A 15784-nucleotide genomic window follows, 5' to 3' on the forward strand; every position below is an offset into this window, starting at 1 on the left:
CTATTTTGCGAGATGAAGTCATCGTTTGTCGTATGACATCATTATCACTGAAGCAAGCACCGTTGTAATAATAGCGATGATAGGAGGGTATTATTATGTCTGATTCAGACCTGATCAAAGAAAATGAAAGAGTCGCACACCGAGTATTTCGGTTTTACTCTCGTAAAGTATTTTTGGCACCCAATAACCGTCATTTTCATGAGCAGCGTATCAATGCAGCGTTACTGTTGACGGAGAAAGAACCGCTACAGGGTGCAGTGGCTGACTTTTTTTATGGGTGCTGGTTTGATATCCCATATGATGTAAACAATCTATTTACTCGTATCAAAGATCGTTTGTATCCTCATGTCCAACAAGGCTTTCGCGAGTGCATTGATAAAAAAAGATACATCCAGCGCAATAGTATGTTGGCCACTCGTTGGAGTGTGCTGATATCCCCTTCTCTCAATGAGCAAAAGCAACGTCTACGTATCAGCAGCGATGATGCCCGAGAAATCGCTAAAGACATCACCACTGAGCTGATGCAAGCGCGCGATGACGAAGACTGGGGTACGATCGAGCAAATCGAAAATGAGTTTTTTGCCCATTGTACTGCACGCAATGATCGTCTCGCATTTTCGCTGGTGTGGTTCCGTTTGGGTAGAAGTGATTGGCAGTTCGATGCGCGTTGGGACAACTGCCAACAACATCTCGATCAAACTATAGTCAAATCCATATAAATCCGCTACATCGTCATCCTCGCTAAGCATACTAATGTATAACTTACGCTCGGTTTCCTTGTATCGAAATTATTTGAACTCAACGATATGAAAGCCTAATTTGTCACTTATTAATCACTTTTATCATAATGGTAGTTACTATGTCCTCTTACTTAAATGCTGATAAAACCTATCTTACCCTGACGCCAGCTGGTATTTTTGAGGCGTTTTCACAGAACGAACCAACTAATGAGCAGTTGGCATTACAGGATTTGCTGTCTTATGATCAGACACTGCTCGCTGCTGACTGGCTTCAGCGTTATTCTGAACAATGGCTACAGAGCTTTATAGAACAAGGCTGGATTGAAAAGCTGACGCTGTTTTTACCAGCGCCTAACTTGCCATTAGACCAGTTTTTGCCTTATGTCGTGGCAAGCTTATCTGGTAAACGCCGAGCCGCGATTGGATCTGATGAAGGGTTTTGTTTAGCGCGAGTTGGCTATAGTCAAGAAGAAGCGGACATGCTCAGTGTCGCCGCCGCTGATTTTTCAGGCTTTATGCTCCGCCAAAAGCAACGTGGATGGGCAGTAGAGAGTCAGGCAATCTCGTTTTTTCAGCAGGTTGACCTACTCATTCCTGAGACCAGCTTTGTGTTTTTATGGATAGATAATGCAGGCTACGTTCTCATCATCGATGGCGAACCTTTGACCAATAGTCGGGCTTTTGTCGAGCTGGTATGGGCACTCAAAACGTCTGGATTGAAATTTCTTAACTAAGGAGGTTGCTTAACTGATTTAACTCGCTTAATTCATTCCGTTGCATCGACTGATTTAAGGCTCAAGCTTTATCTTTTACGCGAGCATAAGCAATGCGTTTAGCTCAAATTAAGCGCACTACTTATGCTTATACGAAAATTTTCGTACCATCTTTATCTCTATCACTCTTTGATATCAGCCAATTCTACGCAGCAATAACAATACTCTCAGAATTAACAATAACTTGTCAGAATTTAGGTCATACTCTCCTCACACGCTTAGGTGTTTTCTTGCCACAACTTAAGTTACCACAACTTAAGTTGCCACAAATCTCTAACTTTTCAAACATCTATACCGCTTCCAATATTTTAACTATCTTTTCCAACGTCGTACCCTACCGAAATCGGCAACCCCTGCCAAAACTTGCATTCTTGCTTATTTTTTAGGACAGTTTATGACTTCGCTGACCACTGTGCGCGTGCGTTATCAAACGATTGAAATTGGCAATACCGACATTCATATTTGCACACTACGTGACAATCAACAATTTAGTGACCCTGATGACGAAGCGTTAAATTTGGGCATCTGCTCTGCTTCTTGGCCGATGTTTGGGGTTATATGGCCATCAAGCTTGGTGCTAGCCAATCATATGCTCGACTATGACATTGCAGGCAAACGTATCTTGGAAGTTGGCTGCGGTATGGCGCTCTCTAGTTTGCTACTGAATCATAGACATGCGGACATCACAGCGACTGACTACCACCCAACGGTTGAGTATTTCCTTGATAGGAATACCACGCTGAATAATAACAAAGAGATTAATTTTGAGCGTTTAGATTGGGCAGAGGACAATAGCCATCTTGGTAAGTTTGATATGATTATCGGTAGTGACTTACTCTATGAAGACCAACACATTGATATATTGGCTGAGTTCATTGACCGTCATGCTATGCCGACTTGCGAGGTCATCGTGGTCGATCCTGGTCGCGGTCGCAAAAACAAGCTAACCAACAAGATGACTGAGTTTGGCTTTAGTAGTAAGCATGTAAAACCTGAGAACACTACTTACCTAGACTTACCATTTAAAGGGCATATTTTGACGTTTTCGCGAGATAATAGTAGCCAAACAGAGTAAAAGCCAGCCGTCAATGCAATTAAGTGAGCACTGTATCCTGCCACTGCTGCCGCGTAATTTTGTACAGCACATGCTCAGCGAGCCGATGATTAGGATTAATCATAGGGTGATAGAAGTTTTCTTGTGTATTGGTCATACCAAGGCGCTCCATAACCAATTGTGAGCGCTTATTAATGACTGCTGTAAATGAAACTACTTCCTCAATCCCTAACTCAACAAAGGCAAAATTCAGAGATGCTCGGGCAGCTTCAGTCGCATACCCTAATCCCCAATAGTCATTATCTAAGCGCCAAGCAATCTCGATAGCAGGAGAAAACGGCATATCGGCATGCGCGTTATTTAACCCAACCATACCGATAAAAGTATCTGTCTCTTTTAGACTGACCGCCCAAAAACCCCAACCATTATCATTAATCAGTGACTGGCATTTTTTGGCGATAGCATTACTCATCGAAGTAGTTAATAACTTAGGAAAGTATTCCATTACTCTAGAGTTAGCATTCATCTCAGCGAATGGCGCAAAGTCGCTCGCTTGCCACTGTCGTAGGTACAGTCGTTCGGTTTCTATCGTATTTATAATTTTATTCTCTCGCATTTTATTGTTCAGAAGGAATACTGTTCAAAATCAATTAAATTAATCAGGTTAGCTATCAAGCCAGCCTTTTTGTTTGGCAAATGCTAGCTGCTCGGGCGTATCAATATCGTAGCTGAGTTGGTCATTATCGACCTCACCTACTTGATCAGTGGGCAACCCTCTAATGAGGTGACGAAGCCCTTTATCTCCTATCAATTCTGACTGCCACTGTCTAAGCAGTTTATAGTCAATTGCTAAAGGCAGCCCTATGATATCAGATACCTTTTCATCTCGATTTTGATGTTTTTCTAAACGTCGCCAATTGTGATAGCGACTGGCCACTACCGTCTGCTTGCCCGCTAGCAAAGCCGTTAAATGGGGCTCATCTAATAATATTTGATCGACTCCCATGATAACCACTCGATCGATTACAGTCGATTCAATAGCAGCAATTGTCTCAATACCCAGACTCAAACTATGCGCCATACCAGTATCAGCTTGTGAGTTCACCACTATTTGAACCATTGGATATTGATTGGCCAACGCTGTAATCGCACTAGCAATCAAAAGATGGTTATCAGGAATGACAATGACAATAACTTGCGGATTGGTGGTTATTGCCAGTCGAGTCATATAAGTAATCAACGGCTCGCCACTCTTAACGAGTACCTGCTTAGGTTGACCAAGACGCTGACTAAGGCCACTTGCCAAGATAATGACCGCATGATTTTGACTCTGCTGTTCAGTACTTTCTGTATGTTCAGTACCCTCTGTAAATATACTCTTTCTCATACACCACTCTGGACAGTATTGGCATTAGTATTGCTACTCACCGCTGGGATATTTGAGAGATTACTTTGTGAACTATTTACTGGAGCGTCTTGATTGTACATAACCGCATTAATCTGTGCCATGATACCGAGCGCGAGTGCCTCAGGGCCATCTCCACCCAGTTTATAACCAATCGGGTAATGTAGTTTATGAATGCCCGCTTCTAACATAGCAGGATTGCTAAGGTTCATGCTGATTTCATTAATCAAGCGTTCGGTACGATATCGCGGCCCTAACTGTCCTAAGTATGTATAATTGTCTGGATGCTCGAGCAGTATCGCTAGCCGCGCGCGATCTTGACTCAAGCTGTGTGACATCAGAGCAACTGCTGCGTTATTGCTCAGCTTAAGCAAAGCCTCACTGTCACCTAAAGATAGTGACATCACAACGTCTGCTTGAGGAAACCGCATACGAGTTGCATATTGCGCGCGACTGTCTACGACCGTCACATGCCAATCTTGTAGTTTAGCCATGGTCACCAGTGGCATCACGTCGTTACCTGCGCCGCAAATCAATAGACGCAATTGTGGTTGCAGGCGTTGTACAAGCCACTCTGTTGTTACCTCGCCGTTTTCCACCGTCACATATTCGGCATTTTTATCAGACAGCTTATACTGTGCTAACTCTTCTACAGTATTGGTAAGTATGCTTGAAAACGTTGTTTTCCCTTGTGCAGAAATACCTCCTAAATTGCAGTATTCATCTAAATTAACTCTCATCCCAGTTCGCAAATTATCACTGTTTTGCGATATAGAATCTTGATGCTGATAGTCATTAACACGAATTAAAGTCGCTATAGTAATCGGCTGCTGAGTGCGTCGAACATTACGGATGGTCTCTAGCAATGGCGTTGCTGTCGTTAGTCGCTCAAACAATACATGCACTCGCCCATTACAGCCCAATCCGAAATTTAGCTCATCAAAGTCCGCTTCATCTAAACCGCTATTTAAATCATCATCTAAATCGCTACCTGGCTCATCATATATATCAGACTTAGTTTCCCTCGCACCCGCTTGCGCTTGGCCTTCGTCAGCATATTGAATATCATCACCCGTCTGATAAACTTGCACATTGGCACCGTTACGAGTAAGCCAAAAGGCACGTTTGATGATGTGCGGCTCCAAGCAACCACCACTAATCATCCCAACTGATCGACCATCCTCACAGATAATCATCATCGCGCCAGCACGGCGATATGCCGAGCCTTCAGTACGTACGACCGTTGCCAATACAGCATCAATACCTTGTTGCTTAGCTTTGATTGCCAGCTTAAGAATGTCAGCGACCTGATTCATAACGCCTCTTATTTGGTAGTTATTTTCTTGAAAATGACGAAATATACTGCTGATTGAGTTATAAAAACCCGCTCATTAAGCGGGTTCCTGTCGTACATATGGCTTAAAAAATTACTCTGGCATCTCGTAAAGCAGCTTATCGAGAGTAATCGGAAAATCATAAACACGTACGCCGACGGCATTGTATACAGCGTTAGCAATCGCAGCGGCAGCGCCAGCAATAGCTGTCTCACCAATACCTTTGATATGCATCGGGTTGGTATAAGGATCATCCTCTTCAACCAATATCACATCTAGCTGTGGTACGTCGGCATTGACTGGCACATGATATTCAGCGAGGTCATGGTTGCATAGGCGACCGTCACGTTTATCGTGGATGACCTCTTCCATCAACGCTGAGCCAATACCAAACACCATGCCGCCATAGCATTGCGAAGTCGCTGTTTTATGGTTAAGAATACGACCAGCGGCGAATGCGCCTGTCATACGTTTCACTCGAATTTCACCCGTGACTTTATGCACGGCCACTTCAGCAAAGTTTGCACCAAAAGAGGACTGACGATACTTCTTACCATTTTTACCTGGCTTTATCTGTCCTTTGGCACTGACTTTGTGTTCCTCATAGCCTGCGACCACGTCAGCAAGCGCATATGATTTTGTATTGTCAAAATCATATTTTTCTGATTCTGACTGTTCTTCTAATACATTCTCTGAAAATGAGACTCCGGTCGTTTCAGATATTTTATCAATAGTGCTATCAGTGAACGCTTGACCGTTCTCTTTGGCTGCCTCTACCACAGTCAGATTATGCTTACCTACTTGCTTAATTTGACCATTATCTAACTGAATCGTATCAGGGTATAGACCGACTTTTTCTGCTAGCATTTCACGCAACTGCTCACAAGCGAGGTAGACGCCACTACCTGCACTCGCAGCGCCCCAACTACCACCTGAACCTGATGCAGGCGGCAGAGCACTATCGCCTAACTTCATCTCGATATGGTCGATAGGTAGTCCTAATAAATCTGCTGCTACTTGAGAAAACACCGTATAAGACCCAGTACCGATATCTGTCATATCTGTCTCAATGACCGCTTTAACACCAAGCGCTTTTGACTTATCGATTTGCAGCGTTGCGCGCGCTTCAGAAGACTGTAACTGATTACCACGTGCAGCAGCAGCCATGCCCGTCCCTATCCACCAGTCGCCTTCTAATTGACTGGCAGGCTTTGCGTTTCGCTTACTCCAACCAAACTGCTCAGCACCTTGCTCCATACAGGCAATCAGCTGGCGCGTCGAAAATGGAATGTCTTTACTAGGGTCTTTTTCTGGTTCATTACGGCGGCGCAGCTCTATAGGATCAAGGTCCAATTGCGCAGCCAATTCATCCATCGCACATTCAACGGCAATCATACCGACCGCTTCGCCAGGTGCGCGCATCGAGCCTGACAATACTTGGTTCATGTCAACCATTTCATAGTTTACACGGCGGTTTTTACCACTGTATAGATAGTGCGTAGACAAAGCAGTTGGCTCAAAGAATGCCTCGTCTGGCAAATTACTAGAAATAGTATCGTGAATTAACGTATCGATAACGCCATTTTTATCACAGCCAATTGCAATGCGCTGACGAGTGTTCGAGCGTCTGACCGTTGCTTCCATCACCTGTGGACGCGTCATGGTAATCAATACTGGACGACCAAGATCTTTTGACGCAATAGCAGCGGCAATAGATTCGGGGGCAATACCAAGCTTGCTACCAAACCCACCACCGACATAGTGTGCAATTAATTGAACTTGATCTTTGTTTAAGTTTAGCGCATCCATGACTTGTTGCTTACAAGACGCAAGCATTTGATTAGCCGTATAAAGAACGAGTTTCTCACCTTCCCAATGTGCCAATGTTGCATGTGGCTCCATCGCCGAGCTGTTTTGACTTGGCGTATGATAAAAGCGATCAAGCGTTACCTCAGCATCAGCCAATCCTTGCTCAGGATCGCCTTGGACATAATTTTTGTCAGAGCCTTTTTTCTCATCAACTTCATGGGCGTTAGACAACTCTTTAGTAAAATTCAATGCTGCTTGGTCAGTCTCATCTTTATAAGTGACTTTAAGCGCATTTGCCCCTTCTGTTGCTGCCTCAAAGGTTTCAGCGATGACCACCGCAATAGGCTGACCATGATAAAAAATCTCAGTCGCTCCCTGCTTTGGGGCTTTTTTTAATCCACCTTGCTGAGAATTACGCAAGAAGTGCTTAGGATCTGTCACGACCTTGATAATATCAGGAATGCCGTCTAAAGAACTGCTATCAATATTTTCGACTTGTCCTTTGGCAATGGTCGCGCCGACTAAGACACCGTACGCTTTATTGTCTAAATAGATTTCGGCACTATAATGCGCTTGCCCGCTAACCTTCAGCGAGCCGTCAACACGGTTAATTGGCTTACCGACTAGTTTGCTCGCTGTTGTGCTAAACAAAGACTCAACAGGCTCATCCATAGTCATTTTTTTGGTCGGTTCTGACTGAGTGATTGATTCAAATAATGACATGATTATGCTCCCTCGCCCGCTAGTGCGCGCTGAATGACTTGTTTTAGTAGGCGACGCGTCAACGGTATCTTAAAGTCGTTTTGACCATTACCTTTGGCATCATTCAATAACAGATCAGCGGCTTGCGCGATAATGTCACTATTGCCATCGGTATCCGTTAACAGTGCCTCAACTTCTTCATTACGCCATGGCTCAGTACCGATACCACCAAATGCCAATCGTACCGTTTTCAGATTGCCGTTATCATCAGCGTCTATCACTGCTGCACAGGATACGAGCGCAAAGGCATAAGAGGCGCGATCTCGCACTTTGTCATAAGTATGCATACCCTTGATAGGCGCAGGTAATACAACATGAGTAATTAACTCGCCTGCCTCTAATACGTTTTCGATATGCGGCGTATCTTTTGGTAAACAATAAAAGTCTTTCACATTGATAGTACGAGTCGAGCCGTCCGCCTTAACTGTTTCGATAGTGGCATCTAGCAAGCGCATCGCCACTGCCATATCAGATGGATGCTGAGCAATACAAGCATCGCTCGTACCTAGAATAGCCAGCGTACGATTCTCGCCATTGATAGCAGGACAACCTGTGCCTGGTTCACGCTTATTGCAAGCGCTGTCTGTCTGGTAAAAATAATAACAACGTGTGCGTTGTAAGAAGTTACCGCCAGTCGTTGCTTTATTACGCAACTGACCAGTCGCTCCTGCCAAAATCGCTCGGGACAGTACTGGGTAATTGGCAATAACTTCAGGATGCGCTGCCAAATCACTATTGGTCACAAGCGTACCGATACGCAAACCTCCGTCGGCAGTGGTTTCGACCTTTTCTAACTCTAGACGAGTAATATCGACCAATTTAATTGGCGTCTCAATCTCCAATTTCATCAAGTCTAACAAGTTGGTACCGCCTGCGATAAAAGACGCATCCTCAGTACTGGCAGATATTGCCGCTTGCTCTGGTGCATCAGCACGACTGTATTCAAAGCGTTTCATGAGCGGCCTCCTGTTGTAGCAGTTGCTGTCTTGGTATTCGCTGAGGTTTTGCCAAGTTGCGCCTCGCTCGGTGGCGGTGACCAGATACCTGTCACGCTTGAGTTTTGCACTGTGTTGTCCGCTGTTTGACTACTAGGCTTTGGTACTTGACTCTCAAGCACTTGTGAAATGGCTTTGATAATATTTGGATAAGCTGAGCAGCGGCAGATATTACCGCTCATGCGCTCAGCAATCTCTTGTACAAGGCGACCATCAGGATTTTTTAAGTCGGTGCTCACATGGCTTGGCCAGTTTTGCTTTACTTCTTCTATCAATGCGGTCGCTGAACAAATCTGACCAGGCGTACAATACCCGCATTGAAATGCATCATTGTCCTTAAAAGCTTGCTGCAATGCCGATAGTGACTCTGGCATTCCAATGCCTTCAATCGTTGTAATGTCATCACCATCATGCATAACGGCGAGTGTCAGACAAGAGTTAACCCGTCGTCCATTGATGAGCATGGTACAAGCCCCGCATTGACCGTGGTCGCAGCCCTTTTTGGGTCCAGTAATTTGTAAATGCTGACGACAGACGTCGAGCAGTGTCGTACGGGCGTCAAGATTCTCGAGCTGATAATCTTGCTTATTGATTGTTAAGGTCAAAGTAGACATGCTGGCTTCTCGCTGGCAGATGAACATAATAAAATGGTGAAATACGCTTCAGAATGACAGCGTCAATAAATTTATTATGACGTATGGAAACAGTTGTTTTGTTTTTACTTTGTAGGGATTCCAGTGTAGTTTCTAATCTGCGGGAGTATCGAAATGTTAGCGCTGCTAATAGGTGGTATATTTTTTATCCTCAGTTTTTAACGTTATTTCAAAGTAAATCTCGATAAAAAAAGCCCCATAAACAGTCAGTTTATGAGGCTCTTGAATAGACTTTTTACATATAATATTTAGTAGATATGTCTATTAAAAATGTTCTTTGCTTAGCTAATAACTGGCTATGCTTTCGTAATAATTGTTTCTTCATCAAAACGTGATTTTGGTAACTCAGCGTTAAAATCATCTTTACTACGATAACCAAGCGACACGACCGCCACAGCCGTATAGCCCTTGCTACGTAAATCAAACTCTTCATCGAGTGCTTTCAAATCCGCCCCTTCCATCGGCACCGCATCAATACCTAGGGTAGCCGCTCCTAGTAGTAGAGCACCCATATTGAGATACAATTGCTCTATCAACCAATGTGGCTCGTCCTTTTGCTCATAACGACGAATGTCTAAAAACATTTTACGCGTCTGATGCATTTGCTCTTTAAATTTTGGCTCTGCGAAACGACCATCTGCATCTTCTTTTTCTAAGATGTCATCCAAAAACTCATCATCAGCATAGACACGGCTACAGAATACAATGACGTGCGAGGCACTTTTTACTTTGGCATCGTTGAACTCATACATGCCCTCAGTACCTTTTGCGATTCGGGCTTTACCAGCTTCATCATCAGCAATCACAAAATGCCAAGGCTGAATATTGGTACTCGAAGGACTGAGGCGCAAAATATCCTTTAGACTTTGGAAATCTTCTGCTGAGATTTTCTTATCGGTATCAAACTCTTTTGTGCTGTAGCGCCAGTTCATTGCTTCAGTGATATTTTTCATCTGTGACTCCATTATTGATATTAATTTTTTATTCTTTCTTAGAATTTTTCTTCAATTATCATTCCAACGAAAACACTTTAAATAAAAAGCTATTTTATGACCATGCCTGCTTGGTTAAGTATTCGTAGGTTTTGTTATGACTGAGTCAGCGTATTGCAAAAACGCCTACTTTCTTATTGGTAATGGTTACAATTACGCTACCGAATTGGCGACACCGACTGCGCAGACTACATTGTAATCACTTAGTCATTCTCTTAGTATGAACTGACTTGATATATGGTAACTAGTTATAGTTGTCTGATAACTAGGTATATCTGCTTGATTCCAACTGATATGCCACTATCTATACATCTCAAATAAAACATAAATAATAATACCCGCGAGGAAATATGAGTACATCAGAAAAACCACTCCGAATAGATATCGTCTCAGACGTCGTCTGCCCTTGGTGCGTCATCGGCTATCGTCAATTGGCAGCAGCGCTTGAGCAAACCAATACTGCTCACACTATCCACTGGCACCCGTTTGAGCTAAACCCAAATATGCCAAGCGAAGGTCAAAACCTACGTGAGCACATCATCGAGAAGTACGGCTCTACCAAGCAAGAGTCAGATGCTAGCCGAGTCAGAATGACTGAAGCTGGACAGGAAGTTGGCTTTGAATTTAATTTCAATGATGACACACGTATGCACAACACCTTTAACTTGCATCAGCTGCTACATTTCGCTGATCAGCAAGGCCGCATGCATGAGCTAAAGCAAGCTTTGTTTGCTGCGCATTTCACCAATAACAGAGATATCTCAGATATCAATGTGCTTGCCGATATTGCAGCAGAGACTGGGCTTGATCGTAGTGAATCATTGGCAGTGTTGGAAGGTCAGTTCTTTGCGAAAGAAGTACGAGCAGAAGAGCAGCATTGGCAACAGCAAGGCATCCATAGTGTACCAGCGATTATCTTTAATGAGCGTCATCTGGTCAGCGGTGCCCAAGGGGTCGAGAACTACATCAGTATTTTAGAGCAATTGGCCAACATGACTGAGTAAACCACCTGACGTTATAAAAATGTCATTCTATAAAAGGATACTTTATGTCTTCTGAACGCTTTCCCTCGATTATTGTGTTTGACGTCAATGAAACACTGCTCGATATCGACACGCTAACGCCTTTATTCACGCGCGTCTTTGGCAAGCAAAGAGTGCTGCGAGAATGGTTCGCTCAGCTAGTACTGTACTCGCAGACCATGACGTTATCCGGTCTCTATACGCCTTTTGGCGAGCTCGGCGTTGGTGCATTGCAAATGGTTGCTAACATCAGACAAGTGACTTTGACAGACGACGATATCAATGAGTTCAAAGAAAGAATGAGCGCGTTGCCTGCGCATCCTGATGCAGCGCCAGCCCTGACTCGTTTGCGCGATGCAGGGTTTCGACTGGTCACGCTGACCAATTCAGCAAGCAGTGTGTCTCCAACGCCATTAGAAAAAGCAGGACTCAGTCAATTCTTTGAGCAGCACTTTAGTATTGAGACTGTTGGCAAATTCAAGCCAGCACCTGATACTTACCAATTGGTGGCTGATACGCTAGCCGTTGATACGTCAGATTTATGCCTTGTCGCCTGTCACCTCTGGGATACCATAGGCGCACAAGCGGCAGGTTGTCGCGGTGCATTTTTGACCCGTCCTTATAATGCGATGCTAAACGCGCCCAATGTACCAGTTCCAGATTTGACCGCATCAGACTTATCGACATTAGCGGATCAAATCATTAGCAAAAAAAGTGCTTGATACTTTCAATCACAAAGCCGTGTGTGCAAATAACATTAAAAAAAAGGCTGCCTCAATATCGAAGCAGCCTTTTTATTTTTAACAAAGCATTTCTAAGACAATGACGTCGTTACTGCTGTCATTAACTACTCTGAGAAGTGTACAACCGTACGGATACTTTCGCCCTTATGCATCAAGTCAAATGCTTCGTTGACGTCTTCTATCGGCATCGTATGAGTGATGAAATCCTGTAAAGGAATCTCACCTGCTAGATAGCGCTCGACATAACCTGGTAGTTCTGTGCGACCTTTTACACCGCCAAATGCAGAACCCTTCCAGACTCGACCAGTCACTAACTGGAATGGACGGGTTGAGATTTCTTGTCCAGCACCGGCCACACCAATGATGACCGACTCGCCCCAACCTTTGTGGCAACACTCTAGCGCTGAACGCATGACATCGACATTACCGATACATTCAAATGAATAATCAACACCGCCATCGGTTAGCTCAACGATCACTTCTTGAATTGGTTTGTCATAATCTTTTGGGTTGATACAGTCGGTTGCCCCTAGCTTTTTGGCTAACTCAAACTTGCTTTCATTGATATCAATCGCAATGATACGGCTGGCTTTTGCCATGGCAGCACCAATCACTGCTGACAGTCCGATACCGCCCAGTCCAAAGATAGCGACTGTAGCGCCCTCTTCGACTTTTGCAGTATTCATGACCGCGCCCATGCCGGTAGTCACACCGCAACCAAGCAAGCAAACTTCTTCTAATGGCGCTTCTTTATTGACTTTAGCCAAAGAAATCTCTGGTAAAACCGTGTACTCAGAGAAAGTCGAGCAACCCATATAATGATAGATAGGTTCGCCATCTTTATAGAAACGTGTGGTGCCATCTGGCATCAAGCCTTTGCCTTGAGTCTCGCGTACTGCCGAGCAAAGATTGGTTTTTCCTGAGCGGCACATTTTACAAACGCCGCATTCTGCCGTGTATAACGGAATGACATGATCACCAACCTGAACGCTGGTCACGCCTTCGCCAACTTGTTCAACGATACCGCCGCCTTCATGACCCAAAATCGCAGGGAACACGCCTTCTGGGTCTTCACCAGATAAGGTAAAAGCATCTGTGTGACAGACACCACTGGCGACGATTTTTACCAATACTTCGCCTTTGCGCGGTAGCATGACGTCCACTTCTTCGATAGATAGTGGCTGCTTTGGACCCCACGCGATGGCGGCTTTTGATTTAATAAATTTATCTGACATAAAAATCTCTCTTTTTAATTGATTGTTATTTATGGGTGATGACATGACAGTTGCGTTATAAGTGCAATCCATTCTAATAACTTGCTAACACATTTTATGGATTTTGGCGTTCACTATATCCACAGTTAAAACGAATAAAGATAGACTGAGCTTATCTTGCCTGCCCTACATAGGCAAGCATCGATGACAGTAAAACACCATCTGTTTACATTGATACTAACCATTATATTTATTTCTGAGCGGATAACAATATGCTATATTTGCAAATATCTTTTACATGTTGGTAATAATCATGCGCTGGGAAGGAATTAGTGAGTTTGTCTATGTCGCAGAATATGAGAGCTTTACACGTGGTGCAAAAGAGCTGGGTATCTCGACTGCACAAGTCAGCCGTCAGATCAGTGCGTTAGAGAAACGCTTAAGTATAAAGCTGCTATATCGAACCACGCGCAAGGTCTCACTGACTGAAGAAGGACGTGTATTCTATCAGCATTGCCGCAGTGTACTCGATGGCTTGGATGCCGCTGAGCAAGCCGTAAGCAACTTACAATCAAAGCCTCAAGGCAGGATAAAACTAACAGCGCCCGTTACTTATGGTGAGCAGCAATTATTACCCCTTATCAATGATTTTATGATGCAGTATCACGATATCGAAGTGACTGCCTTTTTGAGTAATCAGAAAATTGATTTGATTGAAGGGGGTTATGATTTGGCCATTCGTATTGGCAAATTGCATGACTCGACGATGATGGCAAAGAAACTTAGCCTGCGTACTAACTTTGTTTGCGCTGCGCCCTCTTATCTAAAAAAACATGGCATACCGCACCATCTAAGTGATTTAAGTCAACATAATTGCCTATTGGGTACTCGTGACTACTGGCATTTTATAGAGACTACTAAAACAAAAGAGAATAGTCATACTAATAGTAAGACGGACAACCAACAAGCAAGTGTAGAAAGGAACCTGCGTGTCTCTGGTGCGGTGCAATATAACAGCGGCTATAGTCTGGTCGATGCTGCGCTAAAAGGGTTAGGTATCGTACAGCTGCCTGATTATTATGTACAAAAGTATTTAGCGTCCGGCGAGTTGGTCAGTTTACTTGATGACTATAGAGAGCCTGAAGAAAGCATTTGGGCCATTTATCCGCATAACCGTCATCTATCACCAAAGATTAGACTGCTCGTAGATTATTTGGCAGAACATTTGGTTTAACGTTCTGTTAAGACGTATTGCAATCACAGACCTGATTGCGCACAATGAATATTCGATGTTGCTCATTATAGTTAGGACTGACCATACTACAGATAACTTATAGGTATCATTATGATTAAAATCTTCTCTATCGCTGCGCTAGCAGTAGCCGTTTCTTCTTGTGCCAGTATCGATACGCTGCTGGATAAAACCAATGGCACCGGTGCTATGACAGACACTACTACCTCTATCAATGCTGAAAAAGGCTTGGTAACTTTACAGAGCAATCACTCCGTTCAAGATACTGCAGACAAACTGGTCTCAGTTATTGAAAGCAAGGGTATGAAAGTATTTGCGCGAGTCGATCATCAGAAAAATGCACAAAGTGTCGACTTATCATTGAGACCAACGCAAGTCGTTATGTTTGGTAACCCTAAAGCAGGTACGCCATTAATGAACTGTGAGCAAACCGTTGCCATTGATTTGCCGCAAAAAATCTTAATTAGCGAAGATGCTGATGAAAAAGTATGGCTGTCATACAACAACCCTGACTACCTCAAGACACGCCACAATATAAAAGGTTGCGATACCGAGATTGCTAATATCTCAAAAGCACTTAACGCTATCAGTACTGCAGCAATAGCAAAATAATGCGCTCGGTATAGTTGAATAAATATACATTCGAGTAAATAAGTGAACAGGCAGTTGAAACATTACTTATTTACTTGAAAATACTGATATCAAGAATGACTAGATTGCTCTATCTGGTCATTCAACTCTACTTTTAATTTCTTTGCGCACTCGATAATCTTTTTTCTATCAGCAGGAATAGCACCTTGCGCTATAGCGATTTCACGCATTTGAACCGTGATGTCATAATGAGGATAGCTGGCGTTACGATGAAATAGGCGTGCATCCACATCAATAAATGCCGCAAAATCATGCAGCTCTTGCAAGCTATCCGCCAGCATATGACACCACTTATGGCCTTTGAATTTTATTTGCACAAAATCTACATATATCGCCATATAACCACCTCTCTACTTATTCACTAATTCGCTTATCTGTTTTTTAA

General features: G+C 43.6%; 16 protein-coding genes. 7 read left to right on the forward strand and 9 right to left on the reverse strand.

Annotated features, from left to right (window positions below; translation table 11 throughout):
- Nucleotides 1-95 precede the first annotated feature (95 nt).
- The 3 genes from V6252_RS09195 (at nt 96) to V6252_RS09205 (ending at nt 2588) form a co-directional block, all read left to right on the forward strand.
- Nucleotides 96-719: a hypothetical protein gene (locus V6252_RS09195; protein ID WP_341610178.1), complete on the forward strand. Its 624-nt coding sequence runs from the start codon at nt 96-98 to the stop codon at nt 717-719.
- Between the two features lie 140 nt (nt 720-859).
- Nucleotides 860-1474, forward strand: a complete 615-nt coding sequence (locus tag V6252_RS09200) for a hypothetical protein (protein WP_341610179.1) — start codon at nt 860-862, stop codon at nt 1472-1474.
- Between the two features lie 433 nt (nt 1475-1907).
- Nucleotides 1908-2588 (forward strand): class I SAM-dependent methyltransferase, encoded by a 681-nt coding sequence (locus tag V6252_RS09205; RefSeq protein ID WP_165598497.1) that lies wholly within the window; start codon nt 1908-1910, stop codon nt 2586-2588.
- A 19-nt stretch (nt 2589-2607) separates the two neighbouring features.
- On the opposite strand, the gene V6252_RS09210 is transcribed toward V6252_RS09205, so the two are convergent.
- From V6252_RS09210 to nfsB, 7 genes are all read right to left on the reverse strand, one after another.
- A complete protein-coding gene (locus V6252_RS09210) occupies nt 2608-3183 on the reverse strand; it encodes a GNAT family N-acetyltransferase (protein WP_341610180.1) in 576 nt (191 codons plus the stop codon).
- Between the two features lie 48 nt (nt 3184-3231).
- Nucleotides 3232-3954 (reverse strand): nucleotidyltransferase family protein, encoded by a 723-nt coding sequence (locus V6252_RS09215; protein ID WP_341610181.1) that lies wholly within the window; start codon nt 3952-3954, stop codon nt 3232-3234.
- The gene (locus V6252_RS09220) at nt 3951-5288 is read right to left on the reverse strand and encodes an XdhC family protein (RefSeq protein ID WP_341610182.1); all 1338 of its coding nucleotides are present in this window, start codon (nt 5286-5288) and stop codon (nt 3951-3953) included. The genes V6252_RS09215 and V6252_RS09220 overlap by 4 nt, the downstream gene beginning before the upstream one ends.
- A gap of 111 nt (nt 5289-5399) precedes the next feature.
- The gene (locus tag V6252_RS09225) at nt 5400-7838 is read right to left on the reverse strand and encodes a xanthine dehydrogenase family protein molybdopterin-binding subunit (protein ID WP_341610183.1); all 2439 of its coding nucleotides are present in this window, start codon (nt 7836-7838) and stop codon (nt 5400-5402) included.
- Between the two features lie 2 nt (nt 7839-7840).
- Nucleotides 7841-8833: a xanthine dehydrogenase family protein subunit M gene (locus V6252_RS09230; RefSeq protein ID WP_341610184.1), complete on the reverse strand. Its 993-nt coding sequence runs from the start codon at nt 8831-8833 to the stop codon at nt 7841-7843.
- Nucleotides 8830-9486, reverse strand: a complete 657-nt coding sequence (locus V6252_RS09235; RefSeq protein ID WP_341610185.1) for a 2Fe-2S iron-sulfur cluster-binding protein — start codon at nt 9484-9486, stop codon at nt 8830-8832. The genes V6252_RS09230 and V6252_RS09235 overlap by 4 nt, the downstream gene beginning before the upstream one ends.
- A 335-nt stretch (nt 9487-9821) precedes the next feature.
- Nucleotides 9822-10478: an oxygen-insensitive NAD(P)H nitroreductase gene (gene nfsB / locus V6252_RS09240; protein ID WP_296208523.1), complete on the reverse strand. Its 657-nt coding sequence runs from the start codon at nt 10476-10478 to the stop codon at nt 9822-9824.
- Nucleotides 10479-10867: 389 nt separating this feature from the next.
- On the opposite strand from nfsB, the gene V6252_RS09245 reads away from it, so the two are divergent.
- Complete coding sequence (locus V6252_RS09245; protein ID WP_341610186.1) at nt 10868-11521, forward strand: DsbA family oxidoreductase; 654 nt, start codon at nt 10868-10870, stop codon at nt 11519-11521.
- 44 nt (nt 11522-11565) lie between these two features.
- A complete protein-coding gene (locus V6252_RS09250) occupies nt 11566-12261 on the forward strand; it encodes a haloacid dehalogenase type II (RefSeq protein ID WP_341610187.1) in 696 nt (231 codons plus the stop codon).
- A 125-nt stretch (nt 12262-12386) separates the two neighbouring features.
- Here V6252_RS09250 and V6252_RS09255 read toward each other — a convergent pair whose 3' ends face one another.
- Nucleotides 12387-13517, reverse strand: a complete 1131-nt coding sequence (locus V6252_RS09255) for an S-(hydroxymethyl)glutathione dehydrogenase/class III alcohol dehydrogenase (protein WP_057761290.1) — start codon at nt 13515-13517, stop codon at nt 12387-12389.
- Between the two features lie 292 nt (nt 13518-13809).
- Here V6252_RS09255 and V6252_RS09260 point away from each other — a divergent pair, with 292 nt between their 5' ends.
- Together V6252_RS09260 and V6252_RS09265 are read left to right on the forward strand one after the other, a co-directional pair.
- On the forward strand, nt 13810-14730 hold the full coding sequence (locus tag V6252_RS09260; protein WP_341610188.1) for a LysR family transcriptional regulator: 921 nt from the start codon (nt 13810-13812) through the stop codon (nt 14728-14730).
- A gap of 111 nt (nt 14731-14841) precedes the next feature.
- Nucleotides 14842-15360, forward strand: a complete 519-nt coding sequence (locus tag V6252_RS09265; RefSeq protein WP_341610189.1) for a DUF302 domain-containing protein — start codon at nt 14842-14844, stop codon at nt 15358-15360.
- An 89-nt stretch (nt 15361-15449) separates the two neighbouring features.
- Here V6252_RS09265 and V6252_RS09270 read toward each other — a convergent pair whose 3' ends face one another.
- The gene (locus V6252_RS09270; RefSeq protein WP_057761296.1) at nt 15450-15737 is read right to left on the reverse strand and encodes a DUF4031 domain-containing protein; all 288 of its coding nucleotides are present in this window, start codon (nt 15735-15737) and stop codon (nt 15450-15452) included.
- Nucleotides 15738-15784 lie beyond the last annotated feature (47 nt).

It is taken from the genome of Psychrobacter proteolyticus (assembly GCF_038155145.1).
GTDB classification, from domain to species: Bacteria; Pseudomonadota; Gammaproteobacteria; order Pseudomonadales; family Moraxellaceae; genus Psychrobacter; species Psychrobacter proteolyticus_B.

What these genes read in the sequence shown, in the direction of transcription:
- V6252_RS09200 (WP_341610179.1), top strand. Translation starts at nt 860, where the DNA reads ATGTCCTCTTACTTAAATGCTGATAAAACCTATCTTACCCTGACGCCA.
- V6252_RS09210 (WP_341610180.1), bottom strand. Translation starts at nt 3,183, where the DNA reads ATGCGAGAGAATAAAATTATAAATACGATAGAAACCGAACGACTGTAC.
- nfsB (WP_296208523.1), bottom strand. Translation starts at nt 10,478, where the DNA reads ATGAAAAATATCACTGAAGCAATGAACTGGCGCTACAGCACAAAAGAG.
- V6252_RS09215 (WP_341610181.1), bottom strand. Translation starts at nt 3,954, where the DNA reads ATGAGAAAGAGTATATTTACAGAGGGTACTGAACATACAGAAAGTACT.
- V6252_RS09235 (WP_341610185.1), bottom strand. Translation starts at nt 9,486, where the DNA reads ATGTCTACTTTGACCTTAACAATCAATAAGCAAGATTATCAGCTCGAG.
- V6252_RS09255 (WP_057761290.1), bottom strand. Translation starts at nt 13,517, where the DNA reads ATGTCAGATAAATTTATTAAATCAAAAGCCGCCATCGCGTGGGGTCCA.
- V6252_RS09245 (WP_341610186.1), top strand. Translation starts at nt 10,868, where the DNA reads ATGAGTACATCAGAAAAACCACTCCGAATAGATATCGTCTCAGACGTC.
- V6252_RS09220 (WP_341610182.1), bottom strand. Translation starts at nt 5,288, where the DNA reads ATGAATCAGGTCGCTGACATTCTTAAGCTGGCAATCAAAGCTAAGCAA.
- V6252_RS09230 (WP_341610184.1), bottom strand. Translation starts at nt 8,833, where the DNA reads ATGAAACGCTTTGAATACAGTCGTGCTGATGCACCAGAGCAAGCGGCA.
- V6252_RS09205 (WP_165598497.1), top strand. Translation starts at nt 1,908, where the DNA reads ATGACTTCGCTGACCACTGTGCGCGTGCGTTATCAAACGATTGAAATT.
- V6252_RS09225 (WP_341610183.1), bottom strand. Translation starts at nt 7,838, where the DNA reads ATGTCATTATTTGAATCAATCACTCAGTCAGAACCGACCAAAAAAATG.
- V6252_RS09265 (WP_341610189.1), top strand. Translation starts at nt 14,842, where the DNA reads ATGATTAAAATCTTCTCTATCGCTGCGCTAGCAGTAGCCGTTTCTTCT.
- V6252_RS09250 (WP_341610187.1), top strand. Translation starts at nt 11,566, where the DNA reads ATGTCTTCTGAACGCTTTCCCTCGATTATTGTGTTTGACGTCAATGAA.
- V6252_RS09260 (WP_341610188.1), top strand. Translation starts at nt 13,810, where the DNA reads ATGCGCTGGGAAGGAATTAGTGAGTTTGTCTATGTCGCAGAATATGAG.
- V6252_RS09270 (WP_057761296.1), bottom strand. Translation starts at nt 15,737, where the DNA reads ATGGCGATATATGTAGATTTTGTGCAAATAAAATTCAAAGGCCATAAG.
- V6252_RS09195 (WP_341610178.1), top strand. Translation starts at nt 96, where the DNA reads ATGTCTGATTCAGACCTGATCAAAGAAAATGAAAGAGTCGCACACCGA.